At 69.9% G+C, this 18,024-nt stretch carries 18 protein-coding genes; 8 read left to right on the forward strand and 10 right to left on the reverse strand.

What is annotated here, in order from left to right:
* The first annotated feature begins 132 nt into the window (after positions 1-132).
* Genes VKT83_12120 through VKT83_12135 form a run of 4 tightly spaced genes read left to right on the forward strand, consistent with a single transcriptional unit; the run spans position 133 to position 3,716 of the window.
* Positions 133-1,515: a glutamine synthetase family protein gene (locus VKT83_12120; protein ID HLY23200.1), complete on the forward strand. Its 1,383-nt coding sequence runs from the start codon at positions 133-135 to the stop codon at positions 1,513-1,515.
* Positions 1,515-2,282, forward strand: coding sequence for a glucose 1-dehydrogenase (locus VKT83_12125; protein HLY23201.1), 768 nt, complete (start codon positions 1,515-1,517; stop codon positions 2,280-2,282). Before VKT83_12120 ends, VKT83_12125 begins: the two co-directional genes overlap by 1 nt.
* 2 nt (positions 2,283-2,284) lie before the next feature.
* Entirely contained in the window at positions 2,285-2,779 is a 495-nt protein-coding gene (locus tag VKT83_12130; GenBank protein ID HLY23202.1) for an arsinothricin resistance N-acetyltransferase ArsN1 family A, read from the forward strand.
* A 28-nt stretch (positions 2,780-2,807) separates the two neighbouring features.
* Positions 2,808-3,716, forward strand: coding sequence for a chromosome partitioning protein ParB (locus VKT83_12135; GenBank protein ID HLY23203.1), 909 nt, complete (start codon positions 2,808-2,810; stop codon positions 3,714-3,716).
* A gap of 32 nt (positions 3,717-3,748) precedes the next feature.
* On the opposite strand, the gene VKT83_12140 is transcribed toward VKT83_12135, so the two are convergent.
* The gene (locus VKT83_12140; GenBank protein HLY23204.1) at positions 3,749-5,272 is read right to left on the reverse strand and encodes a PQQ-binding-like beta-propeller repeat protein; all 1,524 of its coding nucleotides are present in this window, start codon (positions 5,270-5,272) and stop codon (positions 3,749-3,751) included.
* Between the two features lie 180 nt (positions 5,273-5,452).
* Between VKT83_12140 and VKT83_12145 the strand changes: the two genes are divergently transcribed.
* On the forward strand, positions 5,453-6,409 hold the full coding sequence (locus VKT83_12145) for a YihY/virulence factor BrkB family protein (protein ID HLY23205.1): 957 nt from the start codon (positions 5,453-5,455) through the stop codon (positions 6,407-6,409).
* Between the two features lie 96 nt (positions 6,410-6,505).
* On the opposite strand, the gene VKT83_12150 is transcribed toward VKT83_12145, so the two are convergent.
* Genes VKT83_12150 through VKT83_12170 form a run of 5 tightly spaced genes read right to left on the reverse strand, consistent with a single transcriptional unit; the run spans position 6,506 to position 12,634 of the window.
* A complete protein-coding gene (locus VKT83_12150) occupies positions 6,506-7,459 on the reverse strand; it encodes a branched-chain amino acid transaminase (GenBank protein ID HLY23206.1) in 954 nt (317 codons plus the stop codon).
* 48 nt (positions 7,460-7,507) lie between these two features.
* Positions 7,508-10,342: a non-homologous end-joining DNA ligase gene (gene ligD, locus VKT83_12155; protein HLY23207.1), complete on the reverse strand. Its 2,835-nt coding sequence runs from the start codon at positions 10,340-10,342 to the stop codon at positions 7,508-7,510.
* A complete protein-coding gene (locus tag VKT83_12160; protein ID HLY23208.1) occupies positions 10,339-11,070 on the reverse strand; it encodes a DUF72 domain-containing protein in 732 nt (243 codons plus the stop codon). Before VKT83_12160 ends, ligD begins: the two co-directional genes overlap by 4 nt.
* A gap of 5 nt (positions 11,071-11,075) precedes the next feature.
* Positions 11,076-11,912 (reverse strand): ABC transporter permease, encoded by an 837-nt coding sequence (locus VKT83_12165; GenBank protein ID HLY23209.1) that lies wholly within the window; start codon positions 11,910-11,912, stop codon positions 11,076-11,078.
* On the reverse strand, positions 11,909-12,634 hold the full coding sequence (locus tag VKT83_12170) for an ABC transporter ATP-binding protein (GenBank protein HLY23210.1): 726 nt from the start codon (positions 12,632-12,634) through the stop codon (positions 11,909-11,911). The genes VKT83_12165 and VKT83_12170 overlap by 4 nt, the downstream gene beginning before the upstream one ends.
* Before the next feature lie 26 nt (positions 12,635-12,660).
* On the opposite strand from VKT83_12170, the gene VKT83_12175 reads away from it, so the two are divergent.
* Positions 12,661-13,578: a DMT family transporter gene (locus VKT83_12175; GenBank protein HLY23211.1), complete on the forward strand. Its 918-nt coding sequence runs from the start codon at positions 12,661-12,663 to the stop codon at positions 13,576-13,578.
* 33 nt (positions 13,579-13,611) lie between these two features.
* Here the strand turns inward: VKT83_12175 and VKT83_12180 are convergent, their stop codons facing one another.
* Both VKT83_12180 and VKT83_12185 read right to left on the reverse strand, forming a co-directional pair.
* A complete protein-coding gene (locus VKT83_12180; GenBank protein HLY23212.1) occupies positions 13,612-14,442 on the reverse strand; it encodes an arsenite methyltransferase in 831 nt (276 codons plus the stop codon).
* A 59-nt stretch (positions 14,443-14,501) separates the two neighbouring features.
* Positions 14,502-14,873: a helix-turn-helix domain-containing protein gene (locus tag VKT83_12185; protein HLY23213.1), complete on the reverse strand. Its 372-nt coding sequence runs from the start codon at positions 14,871-14,873 to the stop codon at positions 14,502-14,504.
* A gap of 147 nt (positions 14,874-15,020) precedes the next feature.
* Here VKT83_12185 and VKT83_12190 point away from each other — a divergent pair, with 147 nt between their 5' ends.
* Complete coding sequence (locus VKT83_12190) at positions 15,021-15,713, forward strand: helix-turn-helix transcriptional regulator (protein HLY23214.1); 693 nt, start codon at positions 15,021-15,023, stop codon at positions 15,711-15,713.
* A gap of 36 nt (positions 15,714-15,749) precedes the next feature.
* On the opposite strand, the gene VKT83_12195 is transcribed toward VKT83_12190, so the two are convergent.
* Together VKT83_12195 and VKT83_12200 are read right to left on the reverse strand one after the other, a co-directional pair.
* Positions 15,750-16,136, reverse strand: a complete 387-nt coding sequence (locus tag VKT83_12195) for a RidA family protein (GenBank protein HLY23215.1) — start codon at positions 16,134-16,136, stop codon at positions 15,750-15,752.
* A gap of 33 nt (positions 16,137-16,169) precedes the next feature.
* On the reverse strand, positions 16,170-16,691 hold the full coding sequence (locus VKT83_12200) for a DinB family protein (protein HLY23216.1): 522 nt from the start codon (positions 16,689-16,691) through the stop codon (positions 16,170-16,172).
* Between the two features lie 204 nt (positions 16,692-16,895).
* Between VKT83_12200 and VKT83_12205 the strand changes: the two genes are divergently transcribed.
* Complete coding sequence (locus VKT83_12205) at positions 16,896-18,011, forward strand: alanine--glyoxylate aminotransferase family protein (protein ID HLY23217.1); 1,116 nt, start codon at positions 16,896-16,898, stop codon at positions 18,009-18,011.
* Positions 18,012-18,024: the final 13 nt, after the last annotated feature.

Genomic DNA, 18,024 nt, shown 5'->3' on the forward strand with positions numbered 1-18,024 from the left:
CGCCTTCCATCTAAGACGCGCGGCGCCGCCGGGCCCGTCCCGCCACGGGCGTTGACTCCATGACGGCCGGCCGCCTGTGGCCGGCCCGGCGCGTGGAGGGTTCGCGCGCGCGGCGCGGAAGAGGACGCTCCCATGAGCGGCACCGTGCGCGGCCTCTTGACGCTCGACGAGCTCCGATCGCTCGTCGCGTCCGGCGAGATCGACACCGTCATCGCCGCGATGGTCGACATGCAGGGCCGGTTGATGGGCAAGCGCGTCACCGGGCGGTTCTTCCTCGACCAGGTGGCGGAGAGCGGCGCCCACGCCTGCAGCTACCTCCTCGGCGTGGACGTCGAGATGGAGCCCCTGCCCGGCTACCGGCTCACGAGCTGGGACAGCGGCTATCACGACCTCCACATGCGGCCCGACTTCGGCACGCTCAGGCGGATCCCGTGGCTCGAGGGCACGGCGCTCGTCCTGTGCGACCTCGCGCACGACGACGGCGCGCCTATCGAGGAGTCGCCGCGACAGATCCTTCGCCGGCAGGTCGCACGCGCGCACGAGCGCGGGTATTCGGCGATGGTCGCGTCGGAGCTCGAGTTCTACATCTTTCGGGAATCCTACGCGAGCGCGCAGCGCAAGCAGTTCGTGAACCTGGAGCCGTACGGCCGGTACATCGAAGACTATCACATCCAGCAGGGCACCAACGAAGAGTGGCTCATCCGCCAGATCCGGAACGGGCTCGACGCCGCGGGCGTGCCGGTCGAGTTCAGCAAAGGCGAATGGGGTCCGGGGCAGCACGAGCTGAACCTCCGGTACGCGGCGCCGGTGGAGATGGCGGACCGGCACACGGTGTTCAAGCACGGCACGAAGGAGATCGCCGCGCTCAACGACGTGGCGATCACGTTCATGGCCAAGTGGCGGGCCGACCTCGCCGGCTCCTCGTGCCACCTCCACGCCAGCCTGTGGGACCGCGACGGGCGCCGCAACCTCTTCTGGGAGGAGGGGGCGCGGCCGCTCGGCATGTCGCCGCTGTTCCGGCACTTCCTCGGCGGGCTCCTCGCCGGGGCGCGTGAGCTGGCGTACTTCTTCGCACCCTACATCAACTCGTACAAGCGATACATGGCCGGGACGTTCGCGCCGGTCGCGGCGGTCTGGAGCCACGACAACCGGACCTGCGGCTTCCGTGTCGTGGGCCGCGGGGACGGCCTCCGCGTCGAGAACCGCATTCCCGGCGCCGACGCGAATCCGTACCTCATGTTCGCGGCGACGCTCGCGGCCGGCCTGTGGGGCATCGAACGTCGCATCGAGCCGCCCGAGATGTTCGAAGGCGACGCCTACCGCGCGCCCGATCTGCCGCGCATCCCCCGCACGCTCCGCGACGCGACGGCCGCGCTCGAGCGAAGCGAAATCGCGCGGGAAGCGTTCGGCGATCGCGTCGTCGACCACTACCTGCACACCGCGCACCTCGAGCAGGAGGCCTATGACCGCGCCGTGACCACCTGGGAGCTCGCCCGCAACTTCGAGCGGACCTGATGCGCCTCGACGGCAAGGTCGCCCTGATCACCGGCGCCGGCAGCGGCATGGGCCGGCTCGCGGCGCAGGTGTTTTCGCGCGAGGGCGCCCGTGTCGTCCTCGCAGACGTCTCGCAGGACGCGGGGGAAGCGGCCGCATCAGAGGTCGCGCGCGCCGGCGGCGAGGCCGTGTTCGTGCCGGCCGACGTCGCGCGGGAGCGGGACGTGCAGACGCTGGTCCGCCGGGGCGTCGAAGCCTTCGGGCGCCTCGACGTGCTGTATAACAACGCCGGCATCTTTCCGGCCGACGACGGCTCCGTGGTGGACGTCGCCGAAGAGGTTTGGGACCGCGTGATGGCGGTCAACCTCAAGGGCATCTACCTCTGCTGCAAGCACGCGATCCCGGAGCTGCTGCGCGCCGGGGGCGGCTCGATCGTCAATGTCGCGTCGTTCGTCGCGCTCGTGGGCTGCACCGTGCCGCAGGACGCCTACACGGCCAGCAAGGGCGGCGTGATCGCCCTCACCAAGTCGCTCGCCGTGCAGTTCGGCCCGAAGCACATCCGGACCAACGCGATCGCCCCCGGGCCCATCGAGACGCCGCTGCTCATGTCGTGGCTGCTCACCAACCCCGCCGAAAAGAAGAAGCGTCTCGACCGGATTCCGGCCGGCCGGTTCGGGCGGCCCGAGGATATCGTCAACATGGCGCTCTATCTGGCGTCGGATGAGGCGGCCTGGGTCAACGGCGCCGTGATGGTCGTCGACGGCGGCATCACGTCCAACTACTTCTAACCATGCTGCGGACACGCGCCGCCGTCCCGGACGACGCCGAGGCGATCGCGCGCATCTATAATGAAGGCATCGAAGACCGCGTCGCCACCTTCGAGACCCGGCCGCGGAGCGCCGAAGATGTGGGCGGCTGGTTCGACGGGGTGCATCCCATCGTCGTCGCCGAGGACGGCGGCCGGGTGCTGGCGTTCGCGTCCACATCGACCTACCGGCCGCGGGACTGCTACGCCGGGATCGCGGAGTTCTCGGTCTACGTCGCGCGGGAGGCCCGGGGCCGCGGCGCCGGGCGCGCCGCGATGGAGGCGCTGATCGCGGCGTCCGAGCGGGCGGGGTTCTGGAAGCTTGTCTCCCGGGTGTTCCCGCAGAACACGGCCAGCCTGCGGCTGCTCAAATCGTTGGGCTTTCGCGAGGTCGGGTACTACGAGAAGCACGCCAAGCTCGATGGCGCCTGGCTCGACGTGGTGATCGTGGAGAGGCTGCTGCCGGCGAACGTCCGCTGAGGGCGAGGCGCCGCCGAAGGGGGACCCGATGCCCGGTTGGACCACCTATCCCGAAGAATCACCGCCCGCGAAGGTCGCCTCACTCGCCGAGCAGATCGAGCGCGACGGCGGTCACGTGCTGGCCGCGTATCGCGAACCGGTCGGGGAACACTGGCAGATCTTCTGCCTCCTGCCGACAGACAAGGTCGACGCGACGCCCTACCAGCGCGACCTGTCCCCGACCCACGTCAAGCGTCTTCAGGCCGTCGTGAAGAAGCTGGACCGCGCCGTCGATCCGATCGTCGTGATGTCGCCGGAGCCCGGCACGTATTGGACGCCGAACGGCAACCACCGCCGCGAGGTGATGCGCAAGCTCAAGGCGGACATGATCCCGGCCATCGTCATCCCGGAGGCGGACGTCGCCTTCCAGATCCTCGCGCTCAACACGGAGAAGGCCCATAATCTAAAAGACAAGTCGCTCGAGGTCATCCGCATGTACCGCGGCCTCGTCGAGGCGCAGCCCTCGCGGGGCGAGGAGGACTACGCGTTCGAGTTCGAGGCGGCGTACTATATCACGCTCGGCCTCCTGTACGAGAAGAACAAGCGATTTGCCGGCGGAGCGTTCGCGCCGATCCTCCGGCGCGTCGACGGTTTTTTGAAGGGCTCGTTTCCCAAGACGCTGCCGCAGCGCGAGGAGCGCGCGTCGCTGGTGATGCAGGCCGACGAAGCGCTGGCCGGCGTGGTGGAGCGGCTGAAGAAGCGCGGCCTCCGCCACCCCTACGTGAAAAACTTCGTCCTGGCCCGGACCACCCCGCTCACGCGCGCGCGGAAGACCCTGCCCGGGTTCGATCAGACGTTCAAGAAGCTCGCCGCGAACATCGAAGCGTTCGACATCTCCAAAGTCCGCTACGAGGACATCCAGCGCGCCGCGATCATGGCGGTGCCGGCCGCGACCTAGTCCTCCGCGCCGGACACGGCGGTCCCCCCGGGCTACTTGAGCCCGTACGCAACGAGCGCGTGCGCGGCGCCGACGTAGACACGGCCGTCGAACACCGACGGCGTGACGAACCGGTGCGTGGCGCCGGGCCCGTCTCCGTTCGCCGACGTGTAGAGCGGCGCGCCGCTGCGGGCGTCGAAGGCGTGCAGCGAGCCGGTCCCGGTATCGATCACCCACACGATGCCGTTCGCGTCCGAGCCCGTCACGGCCGGCGCGCCGGGGTCTTGCATGGCGGGGCTGCACCACGCGACGTCGAGCGTGGAGGCGTGGGACTGCGCGGACACGCCGAGCCGCAGCGCGACGACGCCGCCCATATTCTTGCACGGCGCCGGCTGCGCGCCGCGGCCCGTTCCCGGCAGGTAGATGAACCGCCCGGCCGTCCCGCCGTCCCAGTAGGCGCCGGCGGAAAAGATCCGCGCGTTGCCGGACCGGCAGTCGCCGAAGACGCACCGGCTGTAGACGCCCTCGCCGCCGACCCCGTCGCCCTTGGCGACGCCGCCGAGGTTGTCGCGGTTGATCAGGTAGGCGACGCCCTGCTTCCCGGCGGCGAGCACGAGATGCGGCGTGGCGGTCCCCGGCTGATCCGGCAGCACGATCGGCGTCAGCGACCCGAGGTCGATGTCGCCGTTGTTGAGGGGCACGTAGTTGCTCGGCATGAAGTAATCGCGGGTCGAGCCGGAAAAACGCAGGGACGGCGACGTCTCGAGCCGCAGCACGGCCTCGCCGAAATCGATCCGCCCGCCGGAGTCGCTGTTGCCGGTCCCGGCGTACAGGCGCTCGCCGTCGGAGGAGATCCCGCCGGTCGCCCAGATCCCGCCCATGCGGCTCGTCGGGGTCGCGTAGCCTTCCTGGCGGCCGGGCGACCCGACCGGAACCGCCGCCACCCAGCCGTGATAGTCGCCGCAGTCGCCCCAATAGCCCCCAAAGGGAATGTAGACGGTGCCGCGCAGGAACGTGAGCGCGCCTCGCTGCTGCTGCGGCCGGGCGTCGAAGGTGAGGCCGTTGGACGCCGGGGGATCGATCGTCACCGGCCAGCCGGTGCGCACGGCACCCGTGTCGAGGCTGAGCGCGGCGATCCGGTAGGACCGCGTGCGCCCGCCGTCCGGCGTGGTCTGGGCCACCGCGAACAGCGCGCCGGACGCGCGGTCGGCGACCGGCGTGCCCGTAATCCCGACCGGGTCGATGTTGCCGCACGGCAGGCTCGATCGCGGCACGGGCGTGCCGAGCGAGACGGGACCCCACACGCGCGCGCCGCTCTCCGCGTCGAACGCGTAGACGGCGTCGTGCTCGGTCGCGACGTACACGACCGTCCGCGCCTGCCCGCGCACGGTGACCCCCGGCACCACGAGCGGCGACGCGTAGACGTCGCCGTCCACGGACTCGCTCCACAGGCGGCGCAGCGAGCGCGACCGGACCGCCTCGGGCGTCAGCAGGTGCTCGCCGGGATCCCATCCCGTGCGCGCGAGATCGTAGTGGAAGGTCTGGATGCCGGCCGGCCCGGCCGGAGCCGCAGGCACGGGCCCCCCGCCTGCTCCGAGGACAAGCGCGGCCGCCAACGGGACGAGGAACCACAGACCGGATCGTGAACGCTTAACCATCACACGTACCCCCGGTGTTGCTTCGCGGCGGCCGCTCTGGTTACATGGTGGCTGACCGGCGACGTCAGCCGGCGGTGCGGCCGGGGAAAAACGACAGGTATGGCGAGAGCGATGCGCATGCCGAGCCGGTTTCGAGCCCTGTACGAGCCCGCCAATGCTCCCGCCGCGCGGCGGGCCGGCCTCACGTTTGTGCGCGCCGTGCGGCGGTTCATCCGGCACGGCGATTTGTTCCCTGCCGCCGCGATCAGTTTTTACGCCATCTTCTCACTGCTGCCGCTGGCCATCCTGCTGCTGGTGAGCCTGCAGCTCATCTTTAACGTGCCCGCCGCCGCGATCAGCAAAAACATGGGCCGGCTCTTCGGCGGACTTACCGACACGGACATCCTGCTGCGGACGATCCGCGACGCCTACTCGCAGCACGCGCGTCTCGGATGGCTGGGAGCCGTGGCCCTGGTCGCGGCGGCCGCCGGCGTCTTCAGCGCGGTACAGGTCGCCCTGAACCGCGTCTGGGAAGTCCCGGGCCGGCACTTTCACCTGCAGTTCCTGCTCGGCATCGTGATGATGGCCACGTCGCTGCTGGTCTTTCTCGGCATGCTGATCCTCATCGTCAATACGATGCGATTTCTTCGGTTCAGCGAGGTCGGCGCGCTCCTCGGCCACCCCCGCCTGCCGCGCACCGGTCCGTTGAGCGGCCTGTCCATCACGACCGCGGTCGCCCAGTTCATGGTCTTCTGGGTCGGCTACCGGATGCTCCCGAACGTTCGCATCCGCTGGGGCGATGCCTGGCTCGGCGCGCTCGTCGGCGCCACCCTGTGGCACATCATCGCGATCGGGCTCGGTTGGTACCTCGCGGTGTTTTCGGACTACTCGACGCTGTACCACCAGGTCGAAGCGATCATGGTCCTGATCATTTGGGTGTACGCGCTGGCCTGCTGCTTCCTGTTCGGCGCGGAGTTCGTGGCGGAGTGGACGCCGTACCCGCACGTGATTCGCGAGGTGGAAGAACCCCACGCGGTCCCGTCGATAGCCGAGCGGCTGGCCGCCGGCGGCAGCTGACGGGGACGCGGCGGCCCGCCCCTGCGGGCTCCATAAGCATTCGGCGAGGGGCCTCGTTGAAGGCCCCTCGCCGTCATTCGCCCTCTTGCCGCGGGTTCAAGCCCGCGCGGTGACGGGCTTGTAGACCGGCGTGAGCCAGTGCCGGTACTCCGGCACCCGGCCTTCCGCGACGGAGAAGTAGACTTCTTGGAGCTTGCGGGTCAGCGGCCCCGGCCGGCCCGACCCGATCGGGTAGTGGTCAATGGAGTTGACCGGGGTGACTTCCGCGCCGCTGCCGCAGAAGAACGCCTCGTCCGCGATGTAGAGCTCGGTGCGGTCGACCTCGCGCTCCTCGACCGGTATCCGCAGCACGTCGCGCGCGAGCTCGAGCACGGTGGTGCGCGTGATCGATTCGAGGATGTTCGCCGTGATCGGCGGCGTGACGAGCCGTCCGCCGCGGATCATCATGAAGCACGCGCCCGGCCCCTCGGACACTTTGCCGCGCTCGTTCAGCATCACCGGCGACCCGTTGTAGCCGTTGAGGCGCGACTCCGTATAGGCGAAGCGTGAGTTGTGGTAGTTCGCGCCCGCCTTCACCCGCGGCGGAACGGAGTTGTCCGAGATCCGCGTCCAGCTGCTCACGCACGAATCGACGCCCTCCGTGATGCCCTTGGAGTGCGGCGCGAGCCGCGGCACGATGAAGCCGCCGGTCGGCTCCTTGCCGGCCTGCGCCGAGCTGGCGTGCTCCTCCTCGCCCACGTACAGCGTCAGGCGGAACCAGACGATCCCCTGGAACTTGTTGGCGCGGAGGACATCGATCTCGGCCTGGGTCAGCTCGTCGGCCGACCACGGAATCGGCATGCGCATGATCTTCGCGGAGTTCCACAGCCGGGCCATGTGATCGGCGTTGCGAAAGATGTAGAGCTCGCGCTCGCCGTCGTTCCAGTAGCCGCGGACGCCCTCGAAGATGTTGGCGCCGCGCAGCACCGTGGCAGTCGACACGTGGACCTTCGCATCCTCCCAAGGCACGATCTTACCGTCGAACCACACGAACTCCGCCCGGTCAGCCATTGATATCCCGCCTCCACCTGGTCCTGTGATTGTTTCACTATACCGCTTTTACCGGCCGCGCGCAGGGGCTCCGCCGCCGCCGCCGAGGCGCAGTTCCTGCGCCGCGTCGAGGAGCCCGGCCCACAGATCGCCGGTGCGCGCGAGCCGGTCGAACACCGTCTCGATCGTCCACCACAGGGGGTCGAACCCGGCCTCGAGCTCCTCCCACGTCACCGGCACGCTGACCGCCGCCTCGTGGATCGGCCGCAGGCTGTAGACGCCGGCGATCGTCTTGCCGCGCGCGTTTTGATTGTAGTCGAGGAAGACTTTGCCGACCCGCTGGTCCACCGCCCACGCGGTCGTGAGCTCGGCGGGATGCTGCGCCGCCAGCCACTCGACCAGCGTCTTGGCGAACGCGTGCGTCTGCGCGTACGTATACCGCCGCCGGATCGGCACGAAGACGTGCAGGCCGGTCTTGCCCGACGTTTTGACGAAGGCGCGCAGCCCCAGCCCGTCGAGCGCGCCGCGCACCCACAGCGCCGCGCGGCGCGCCGCCGCGAAGCCGGGACGGCTGTAATCGGGATCCTTCTCGCCGTGCCGCACCACCGGCTTCTGGCCCTCCGGAAAGATGAACGGGTCGATGTCGAATACGACGAAGTCGGGATAGTTGAGCGCGCTCGACTCAATCGCGGCTTCCGATCCGCCGAACGCCGCGGCCGGGGTCCGGAGGCCGCGCCCGGCCCGTCCCCCCGCGGGAACGATCGGTGTCACGCGGGAGAACCACGCGTGCATCTCGATGCAGCCCATCTGAGTCAGCCACAAAAGAACCGTCTCGTCCGCGCCGACGATCACCCGGATGTCGCGATCCCCCTGGTCGGACCAGACGCGTTCCGTTCGGACGAACGGCGGGGCGTCGGGCACGTCCTTCTGGAAGAAGTCGTCGCCGTCGATCCCGTCCGGCCACCGGCGCAGCGTGAGCGGCCGGTCGGCGAGGTGCTGGATGATGTACGGGGCGATGCGGCGGTAGTACTCGATCACGTCGCCCTTGGTGTATCCGGTGCCGGGAAAGTAGACTTTGTCGAGATTGGTGAACGCCAGGCCGGGCGGCGCGGACGGCGGCCGCGGCGACGGGACCGGGGCGGATCCCGGGGACCGCGCCGGGGCCCGCCGCGCGGAGGTGCGGCGGACGCCGACGGTGTCGCGTGCGCCTTCGGCGCCGGGGGATGCTCCCGCGTCGCGAATTCTCCCCGCGGGGGTGGCGGCCGCCGCCGCCGGACGTTCGAGGCGCACGTCCCCGGCCGCGACGTCGTCCCGCAGGCGCAGGAAAATCGGGAACCGCAGCAGGCCGTCCGGCGTCCACTCGCCGTATTCGACCTCGACGACGACCTCGGGGCGCAGCCACGTGATCGGGCCCGGCACCTGCGGCCGCTTGGCGAAGGGGCAGGTCTTTGTCTCGAGCGGCGCGAGCACCCGGCGGAAGCGCGCCAGATCGGCCTCGCTGAAGCCGCCGCCGGTCTGACCGATGTGCACGAGCGCGCCCGTGCCGTCGTACTGCCCCAGCACCAGCGCGCCGAACGACGTCGACCGCGCGCCGCGTCCGCGCGTCAGGCCGCCGACCACGGCCTCGAGCGTACGGCGGATCTTGACCTTGACCCAGTCGGCGCCGCGGACGCCCGGCCGGTAGGGGCTCGACGCCCTTTTTGCGACGATCCCTTCGAAGCCGTGCTCGCGCGCCGCCTCGAACAGCGCGGTGCCGCGCGCGTCGAGCACGTCGGCTTTGATGAGGCCGGCCGGAAGCGTGAGCGCGTCGAGGGCGGCCCGCCGCTCGGCGAACGGGCGCTGCCGCAAATCCCGTCCGTCGAAGTACAGGCAGTCGAACACCGCGTAGGCAACGTGCACCTCGCCGGCCGCCGGGCGCTCCCCCGATGCCGCGTTGAGGTGCAGCCGCTGCTGCAGCCGGTGAAAGCTCGGCCGGCCGTCGTCGTCGGGCGCGAAGATCTCGCCGTCGAGCACCGCGCTTTCCACGTCGAGCCCGGCGAGCGCGTCGACGATCTCGGGAAACTGCGCGTTGAGCCGGCGGAGGCTGCGCCCGTAGACGACGATATCCTGAGAGGGGCCCTCGCGGCGAATGAAGGCCAGCGCGCGCACCCCGTCCCATTTGACCTCGAACGACCACCCGGCGCGATCGAACGGCTGTTTCGCGGACTCGGCCAGCATCGGCTTGAACGGCTTCGGAAAGGGATCGGCGGCCGGCTTCGCGCGGCCCTTCGTGCCGCCGCCTGAGCGCGGGGCCACGCTCCGGGCGCCCGGCGGCCCCGACGTCCACCGCGCCCCCCGGTCGCCGGCGATTTCCTCGATCGTACGTCCGCTGGCCACCGACCGCCGCCCCGCCGCGACGAACCCCGGCTCGGTGTATTGATCTTTGCCCTTGAACAGCAGCCAGTCGCGCCCGTTGTTGCGTTTCGTGCGGACGAAGTGAAACTCGCCGCGGAGGCGCTCGCCGTCGACATCGAGCGTCATCTTGCCCGCCTCGAACGCCGCCACGGGATCGCCTTCGCGGCACGAATACGTTCCCCGGTCCCACAGCAGGACGGTCCCGGCGCCGTAGTTGCCCGGCGGGATGACGCCTTCGAACTCGCCGTATTCTATAGGATGATCCTCGACGAGGACCGCGAGCCGCTTGTCGGCCGGATCGAGAGAGGGTCCCTTCGGCACCGCCCACGAGCGCAGCACTCCCGCCATCTCGAGCCGCAGATCCCAGTGCAGGCGTGTGGCGTGGTGCTCCTGCACGACGAAGCGCGGCCGGGCCTCACGGGGCGGCGGCGTGGGGCCCGAGCCGGAACGTCCGCTCGGCTCGGGCGTCTGATCGAAGCGCCGCTTCCGGCGATACGTCTCGAGGGTCATCCGGCGGCCGAGACGAGGGCCATCAGCCGTTCGGCGTACGCGACGGCTTCCGGGCCCGTGTCGTGGGTGAAGTAGCAAAAGACCGGCGTCAGCGCAGGCACGCCCGCCAGGTGTTCCGCCCACGCGGCCAACTGCTCGTCGGTGTACCGGAGCCGGTGCAACCGGTAGTATCCCCAGGGCGCGGTGTGCACGAGGGGATCGGTCGAGTCGTCGTCCTCGGCAATGCAGAGCGCGGCCCGGTACGTCCGCAGGGTGTCGTAAACCGCGTCGTCGCGCCAGGTCTCGTGGCGGAACTCGAGCGCGACGTACGGCAGCGGCGGGAGGCCGGCGAGGAACTGCTGCAGCAGGGGCAGATCGCGCTTGAAGGTCGGCGGGAACTGAAACAGCACCGGCCCGAGGCGCGGGCCGAGCACGGTGACGCGCTCGTACAGCCAGCGCACGTTCTCATCGACGTCGCGGAGGCGTTTCATGTGCGTGATGCTGCGGTGCGCCTTGATCGTAAACCGGAACGACTCGGGCGTCTGGTTTTTCCACGTCTCGAACGTCTCCGCGGCCGGCATGCGGTAGAACGAGGCGTTGATCTCGACGGTCGGCAGCCGCGTCGCGTAGAACGACAGGAAGCGTTCGGCCGGCAGGTCCGCGGGATAGAACCCGCCCTTCCACTCCTTGAATCCGAATCCCGAGGTACCGGCCGCCACCCGGGCCGGCGTTCCCGGCGGCGCGGCCATCGCGGTCATCCCTCCGTGCGCATCAAGAGGCCGAGTTCCCGCGCGATCCACATCACGCGGGCGAAGACCGCGGCGGCGATGCCGAACAGCACGGCGTTCAGGCCCAGCGCCCCAGCGACATCGCCCCAAGGCACGGGATGTCCGCTCAGCACCGTCCGCATGCCTTCGAACGCGTACGTGGTCGGCAGCAACCATGCGACGCGCTGCAGCGCCGCAGGCAGGATCGAGACCGGATAGAACACCGCGGAGAAGGGCTGGAAGAGAAACGCTACGGCCCACGCGAGCACCTCGGCGCCCTGACCGTACCGGAGAATGAGCGCGGTTGTGATGATTCCCATTCCCCACGCCGACAAAATGAGGTTGGCGGCAAATGGCAGGAGGCCGAGCGCGTGCGGAAAGATGTTGAAAGTGTAGAGCGCCCACGCGATCGCCGACATCAATACGCTGATCACGGCGACCTTCATCACGCCGAGCACCATCGTCGCGCCAAGGAACTCGGCGGTGCTCACCGGGCTGACGAACACGTTCACGAGGTTGCGCGTCCAGATGTCCTCGAGGAACGAGACCGAGATCGCCTGCTGCACGCGAAAAAAGATGTCCCACAGGATCAACGCGCCGAGCAGGTACGCGATCGCGAGGGCCCCGCCGCCGCGCAGGCGGGCCACGTAAACGCTGAGGAAACCCCACATAAGCAGATCGAGCACCGGCCAGTACACGATCTCCAGAGACCGGATCGCGCTGCGCCGGTACAGGTACAGCTGCCGCAGCAGCAGACCCGACATGCGCGACACGCTGAAACCGGACACGCGAGGGGTCCCGCGGGCCGCCGCAACGGCGCTCACACCGGGCGCTCCTCGCGCGCGAGATCGAGGAACATCTGCTCGAGCGTCTCCTCGTCGAACCGGCGCAGCACCTCGCCGGGCGGCCCGTCTGCGATGATGCGCCCGCGGTGGAGAAAGAGAATCCGGTCGCTGAGACGCTCGACCTCCTGCATGTTGTGAGACGTGTAGAAGATCGTCATGCCCCGCTCGGCGCGGATCGTCCGCAGCGCCTGGCGTACGCGGTCGGCGCCGTCCGGATCGAGACTGGCGGTCGGCTCGTCGAGGAAGAGCACCTCGGGATCGTTGAGCAGGGCTTTGACGAGCCCGAACCTGGTCCCCTCACCGGACGACAATTGCCCGGTGCGCCTCCGCCACATGCCGGGCAGACCCATGCGGTCGAGCAGCCGCTCCATCTCCGCACGCGGCTTGTGCACGCCGTACAGCCGCGCGAACACAGCCAGGTTCTCGCCGACGGTGAGATTGCCCGGCAGCGAGACGTACGGCGACGTGAAGTTGACGCGGGCGAGAATCGCCTGACGCGCCGCGGGCATCGGCAGCCCCAGGATCTCGACGTGCCCGCGCGTCGGCCGCAGGAGGCCGAGCAGCATCCCGATCGTCGTCGTCTTCCCGGCGCCGTTCGGGCCGAGGAACCCGACGATCGTCCCCGCTTGCACGCCGAACGAGACATCGTCGACGACCACGGCGTCGCCGAAACGCTTGGTAAGGTGGCTGGCGACGATCACGGCTGCATTATACACTGGAGTCGACCGTGACCGCCCCCCAGCGCATCCTCCGCCGCGGCCAGTTCTACGCGATCGCCGCGATTGCCATCTGGAGCACCAATTTCGTCATCGGCCGGGAGCTGCGCGACGTGCTCACGCCGGGCACGATCGCCGCCTTTCGGTCGCTCGTCGCCGGCGTGCCGATGGGCATCTGGATTCTGGCCACCCACGAGTGGCCGCACGAGGGCCGGCGCGTGCTCGGCCCGATGGTGGGCCTCGGGCTGCTCGGCATCGTCGCGAGCCAGTACATGACGTATCTCGCGCTGCATTGGAGTCTCGCGACCAACGTGATCATCCTGAACGCCGCGAGCCCGCTCGTGACGGCGACGATCGCGGTCCTCGTCGGCGCCGCGCCGTTCTCGCCGGGGCTGTTCCGCGGGCTCCTCATCTCGGTAGCCGGCGGATTCCTGGTCACGGCGTTCGGCGCCAGCCACGGGGCGCGGCTGGAAGCCGACCCCGGCGCCCTGCTGATCATCGCGACGATGGTGACCTGGGGCTTTTACAATCTAGGGGTGCAGCGGTTGAGCCTGACGCTGTCGCCGCTCGTCGTCACCTCGGGCGCAATGCTGACGGGGTTCCCGTTCCTGCTCGCCGTCGTGGCGATCGAGCATCCGCCGCACCTATGGGCGGCGATCGGCGCGCACCTGCCAATTTTGGTGTATCTCGCGATCGGGCCGTCGGCGATCGCCTACGCCTGCTGGAGCGCCGCGGTGCGTGACCTCGGCGCGGACTACGCGATGTTGTTCAACAACCTGCTGCCCGTATTCGGGATGGTCCTCGGCAGCCTCGTGCTGCACGAGCGGATCGCGCTCGTGCAGCTGGCCTCGTCCGCCCTGATCATCGCCGGCATCCTGGTGGCGTTCCGCTCGCTTACGAGCAGCACGCCGGCGGGCAGCACGAGCTGACCGCCGGCGTGCCCCCGCCGGCACCCGTGAAATCTACGCCGGCTTGCGGGCCCGGACGAACGCGCTCATGAACTTCCGGTCGACCAGCGGCGCCACCGCCTCCACGTCGATCCCGTGCCCGGAGAGAAACTCCCGGGCGTCGTCCACGTCGTAGACGCGCGTGGGCTCGAGGGCGACGCCTTCGAAGCCCGCCTTGGCCAGCCTTGCCGCGTAGTCGGATTCTTCGAGCGCGCCGGCCACGCATCCGATCCAGAGCTCCATGTTGCGCCGGATCGCCTCCGGGACTTCACCGCGCACCACGACGTCGGAGACGGCGAACCGGCCGCCCGGCCGGAGCACCCGGAAGGCCTCCGCGAAGACGCGGTCCTTGTCGCCGGAGAGATTGATGACGCAGTTCGAGATGATGACGTCGACGGAGTTGTCCGGCAGCGGGATCTGTTCGATTTCGCCCTTCAGGAACTCCACGTTCGCGAGGCCCGCCTTGCGCTGATTCTCCCGGGCGAGCGCGAGCATCTCGTCGGTCATGTCGAGCCCGTAGGCCTTGCCGGAGGGACCGACGCGCTTGGCCGACAGCAGCACGTCAATGCCGCCGCCGGAGCCGAGATCCAGGACCGTTTCGCCGGGGCGCAGATCCGCGAGCGCCGTCGGGTTGCCGCAGCCCAGGGACGCCGCGACGGCCTCTCTCGGCAGGTCCGCGACGTCCTGGCCGGCATACAGGTTGGACGTGATCACGTCGCCGCCGCCGTCGTCCGTGCCGCAGCCGCAGGCGCTCCCGCAGCAACCGGCCTCGCCCGCCGAGGCGCGCCGCGCCGCGTTCGCGTACTTCTCGCGCACCACCAGTTTGATGTCCGCCGTCTCCGCCATCTCCCCACCACCTCGTCCCAATGACATCGATGCCGCGCGACGGCCGGCCGCCGGGCGCGTTACCGCCGGCTCGGCGACCGTCCCACCCAGGCGATCTCTTTCGGATCGACCGCGCCGCTCCGCGTGCAGCATTCCGCGTACAAGAATCCCAGCAGCGCCCGAAGCGTCTCGGCTCCCGCGGCGTACCGGAGGAACGTCCCCTCCCGCCGCACGGTCACGAGACCTTCGTGACGGAGCTTTTCGAGATGATGCGACAGCGTGGACGCCGGAATGTCGAGTTCGGCCTGGATCTCGCCGGCGACGAGGCCGTCCGGATGCGCGGAGAGCAGCAGGCGCAGGATCCGCAGCCGCGGCTCCGTCCCGATCGCGGCGAACATGTCCGCGTACCGGGCGACGTCCTCGGTTCCGTCCCGCGCCGTCGACTCGCTCACCGTCCGCCCACCCCGTCCGAAGTCCGCGTAATTTCCGTATTTCGAATACTATAGAAACATGATCCGGCTGTCAAGTGCAGACCTGCAATTGACATTTCATGATCCGATGAAGTATCTGTGATGTAGGCTCTACCGCGGAGGTGCGTGATGCCGTATTCTTCCGACCCCGACGTGGCAGAAATCGCGTCGCTCCTCGGCGACCCGGCGCGCGCCGCCATGATGTACGCGCTGCTGGACGGCGGCGCGCTGTCCGCCACGGAACTGGCCCGGCGGGCGTCCGTGTCCGCCTCCTCGGCGAGCATGCATCTCCGGAAGCTCGTGGGCGGGGGGCTGCTGGCCGTGGAGCGCTCAGGCCGCCACCGTTATCACCGGCTCGCCAACCGCGACGTCGCGCACGCCCTCGAGGCCCTCGGCGCCGTCGCCAAACCGCCCGCGGTCGTGGCGTTGACGCAGGCCACCACCTTGGAGGCGCTGCGCGCGGCCCGCACCTGCTACGACCACCTCGCGGGCCGGCTCGGCGTCCAGATCACGGACTCCCTGGTCGAGCGCCGTGTGATCGTCGGTACGGGTCGCGAGTACCGTCTCGGGCGGTCCGCTCCCCGGTTTCTGGCGCGGCTCGGCATCGAGATCGCCGAGGTTCGGAAGCAGCGGCGGGCGTTTGCCCGTCAGTGTGCCGACTGGACCGAACGGCGCGCCCACGTGGCCGGCGCCCTGGGGTCCGCGCTGCTCGCGCGCTTCGTCGAAAACGGCTGGATCGAGCCCATGAAAACAAGCCGCGCGGTACGGATCACCGCGGACGGACGCCGGGCGTTCTCGGCGCACTTCCGCGTGACAGTGTAGCGCACACCACCGGGCCGGTCCGCGCGGCCGCCGCGCTCACACCGCGATCGCGTCCGCCTCGATCTCGACCAGCATCGCCGGGTCGACGAGCCGGCTCACGACGACGAGCGTGCAGGCGGGCCGGATGTCGCGGAAGACCTCGCCGTGCGCGCGCCCCACCGCCTCCCAATCGCCGGCGTTGGTGATGAAGATCCGCGTCCGGACCACGTCCTCGAGGCGGCAATCGAGTCCGCGCAGAGCCGCGCCGATGTTCTTCAGCACCTGCACGGCCTGCGCGTACGCGTCTCCAGGCCCCACGATCTTCCCGCTGGCATCCGTCGCCGTGGTGCCGGCCACGTGCACGGACTGCCCGACCCGCACGGCCCGCGAGTAGCCGACGATCGGCTCCCACGGCGTGCCCGACGAATAATTCCGGCGCTCCACATTCCACCTCCCAAGATACCGCCGCGGTGCGTTCTATCGCTCGAGCGGCGTCCGGACGAACGCGAGGAACGAATAATCCAGATTCTCCGCGCGGACGCCGCATTGGCGCAGCATCGCCATCACCTGCGCGCGGTGGTGCACCTCGTGCAGCACCATATGCAGCGCGATCTGTCCGGCCGTCGTGCGGGCGCGCATCGGCGGCCCCACGCGCGAGATGAACTCGACCGGGCGCGCGGGATCGCCGAGCGTTCTGATCGCCGCGGCGGTCCGGACGGTCTGCGCGTCCCACGCGCGCACGAACGGCTCGAGTTCGGGGAGCCGCTCCGGGGTAAACGGACTGTCGGTGAGCGGAAAGTCGCGCCCGGCCAGCCGCTCCACGTACGCCCACTCCGCGGCCGCCACGTGGAGCAGCGTCGCCCGGATCGAGCCGGGGCCGAATGGGAAGAACTGCGCGTACGCGCCGGGCCGCTCGGCCTCGAGGTTTCGCACCCATCCCAGCAGACGCCCGCGGGCGGCGGCAAGATACTCGAACACCCGCGGCATGTCGAGCTCCATCGGCATCGCTCCCGGCAGTGATTTCTTCGATCATGCCACGCGCGGCCGGCGAACGCCACCCGGGCATGCGCGAGCGCGCCGGTCCGAGGCGGAGTAAACGGAGGAGCGGTTCCGCCCCTCCCCGAAGGCGAATATTCGGGCGCCGTCCGGCCGCCGCGCCTCGACACAGCACTCGCCGGACCCGCCGAGGAGGTCGTCCACGCGATGGACCCGCGCCATATCGAACTGCTGATCCCCGGCCCGATCCCGGTCTCGGACCAGGTCCTGGAAGTCATGGGGCACCAGGTCGAGCAGCACTACGGTCCCGACTGGATGCCGCAGTACGAGCGGTTCGTCGCGCGGCTGCGCCGGGTGTTCGTGACCGCGGGGTCGGTCTATCCGATCCCCGCCTCCGGGAGCGGCGGCATCGACGCCGTCGTCGGCAGCCTCGCCGGTGCGGACGGCCGGATCGGCGTCGTCGCCAACGGCTTCTTCGGCAACCGCGTCGTCGAGATCGCCCGGTCCTACTCCAAGAACGTCGAGGTGCTCGAGGTGGCGTGGGACCGGCCGGCCGATCCCGACGACGTCCGCAAGTGGGTGCGGACGCACAAGCTGCCGCTGATCGCCGTCGTGCACAGCGACACGTCGACCGGCGTGCTCAACCCGGTGCGCGAGATCGCCGCGGCCGTCCGGCCCGAGGGCGCCGCCGTCGCGGTGGACGCCGTGTCGTCGCTCGGCGGCGCGCCGGTCGAAACCGACGCCTGGGGACTCGCCGCGGTGTCCACCGCGTCGCAGAAGTGCCTCGAGACCCCGCCGGGGCTCGCGCCGGTCGCGATCACCAAGGCCGGCTGGGAGGTCATCGACCGGCAGCCGGCCTCACACGGCTGGTACCTGAACCTCCGCACGTGGCGCCGCTTCGAGCGCGAGTGGGGCGCGCACCATCCGTATCCTGTGACCATCCCGAGCAACCTGATCCTGGCGCTCGACCGGGCGCTGCAGCTCATTCTGGACGAAGGGCTCGAGAAACGGTTCGAGCGGCACCGCCGCGCCCAGGCGGCGCTCCGCGAGGGCCTCGAGCGCATCGGCTTCCGGCTGTTCGTCGACGCGCGGTGGGCCTCGCCGACGGTGACCGTCGCCTATCCGCCCGAGGGGGTCGACGCGACCGCGCTGATCCGCAACATGCACACGCGCGGCTTCGCGATCTCCGGCGGCCTGGAACAGCTCGCCGGGAAGGTCATCCGGATCGGGCACCTCGGCACGCAGGCGCATCCTGAATTGATGCGCCGCGCGGTGGACGCGCTGGAGGCGTCCCTGCGGGAAGGGGCGGCCGCGAAGCGCTAGACCGCCCGGGGGT

The organism is bacterium (assembly GCA_035308905.1).
Taxonomy (GTDB): Bacteria; Sysuimicrobiota; Sysuimicrobiia; order Sysuimicrobiales; family Segetimicrobiaceae; genus DASSJF01.

Bases quoted from the DNA above. Each gene is read 5' to 3' on its own strand.
- VKT83_12120 (HLY23200.1), top strand. From the start codon at position 133: ATGAGCGGCACCGTGCGCGGCCTCTTGACGCTCGACGAGCTCCGATCG.
- VKT83_12125 (HLY23201.1), top strand. From the start codon at position 1,515: ATGCGCCTCGACGGCAAGGTCGCCCTGATCACCGGCGCCGGCAGCGGC.
- VKT83_12130 (HLY23202.1), top strand. From the start codon at position 2,285: ATGCTGCGGACACGCGCCGCCGTCCCGGACGACGCCGAGGCGATCGCG.
- VKT83_12135 (HLY23203.1), top strand. From the start codon at position 2,808: ATGCCCGGTTGGACCACCTATCCCGAAGAATCACCGCCCGCGAAGGTC.
- VKT83_12145 (HLY23205.1), top strand. From the start codon at position 5,453: ATGGCGAGAGCGATGCGCATGCCGAGCCGGTTTCGAGCCCTGTACGAG.
- VKT83_12150 (HLY23206.1), bottom strand. From the start codon at position 7,459: ATGGCTGACCGGGCGGAGTTCGTGTGGTTCGACGGTAAGATCGTGCCT.
- ligD (HLY23207.1), bottom strand. From the start codon at position 10,342: ATGACCCTCGAGACGTATCGCCGGAAGCGGCGCTTCGATCAGACGCCC.
- VKT83_12160 (HLY23208.1), bottom strand. From the start codon at position 11,070: ATGGCCGCGCCGCCGGGAACGCCGGCCCGGGTGGCGGCCGGTACCTCG.
- VKT83_12180 (HLY23212.1), bottom strand. From the start codon at position 14,442: ATGGCGGAGACGGCGGACATCAAACTGGTGGTGCGCGAGAAGTACGCG.
- VKT83_12190 (HLY23214.1), top strand. From the start codon at position 15,021: ATGCCGTATTCTTCCGACCCCGACGTGGCAGAAATCGCGTCGCTCCTC.
- VKT83_12200 (HLY23216.1), bottom strand. From the start codon at position 16,691: ATGGAGCTCGACATGCCGCGGGTGTTCGAGTATCTTGCCGCCGCCCGC.
- VKT83_12205 (HLY23217.1), top strand. From the start codon at position 16,896: ATGGACCCGCGCCATATCGAACTGCTGATCCCCGGCCCGATCCCGGTC.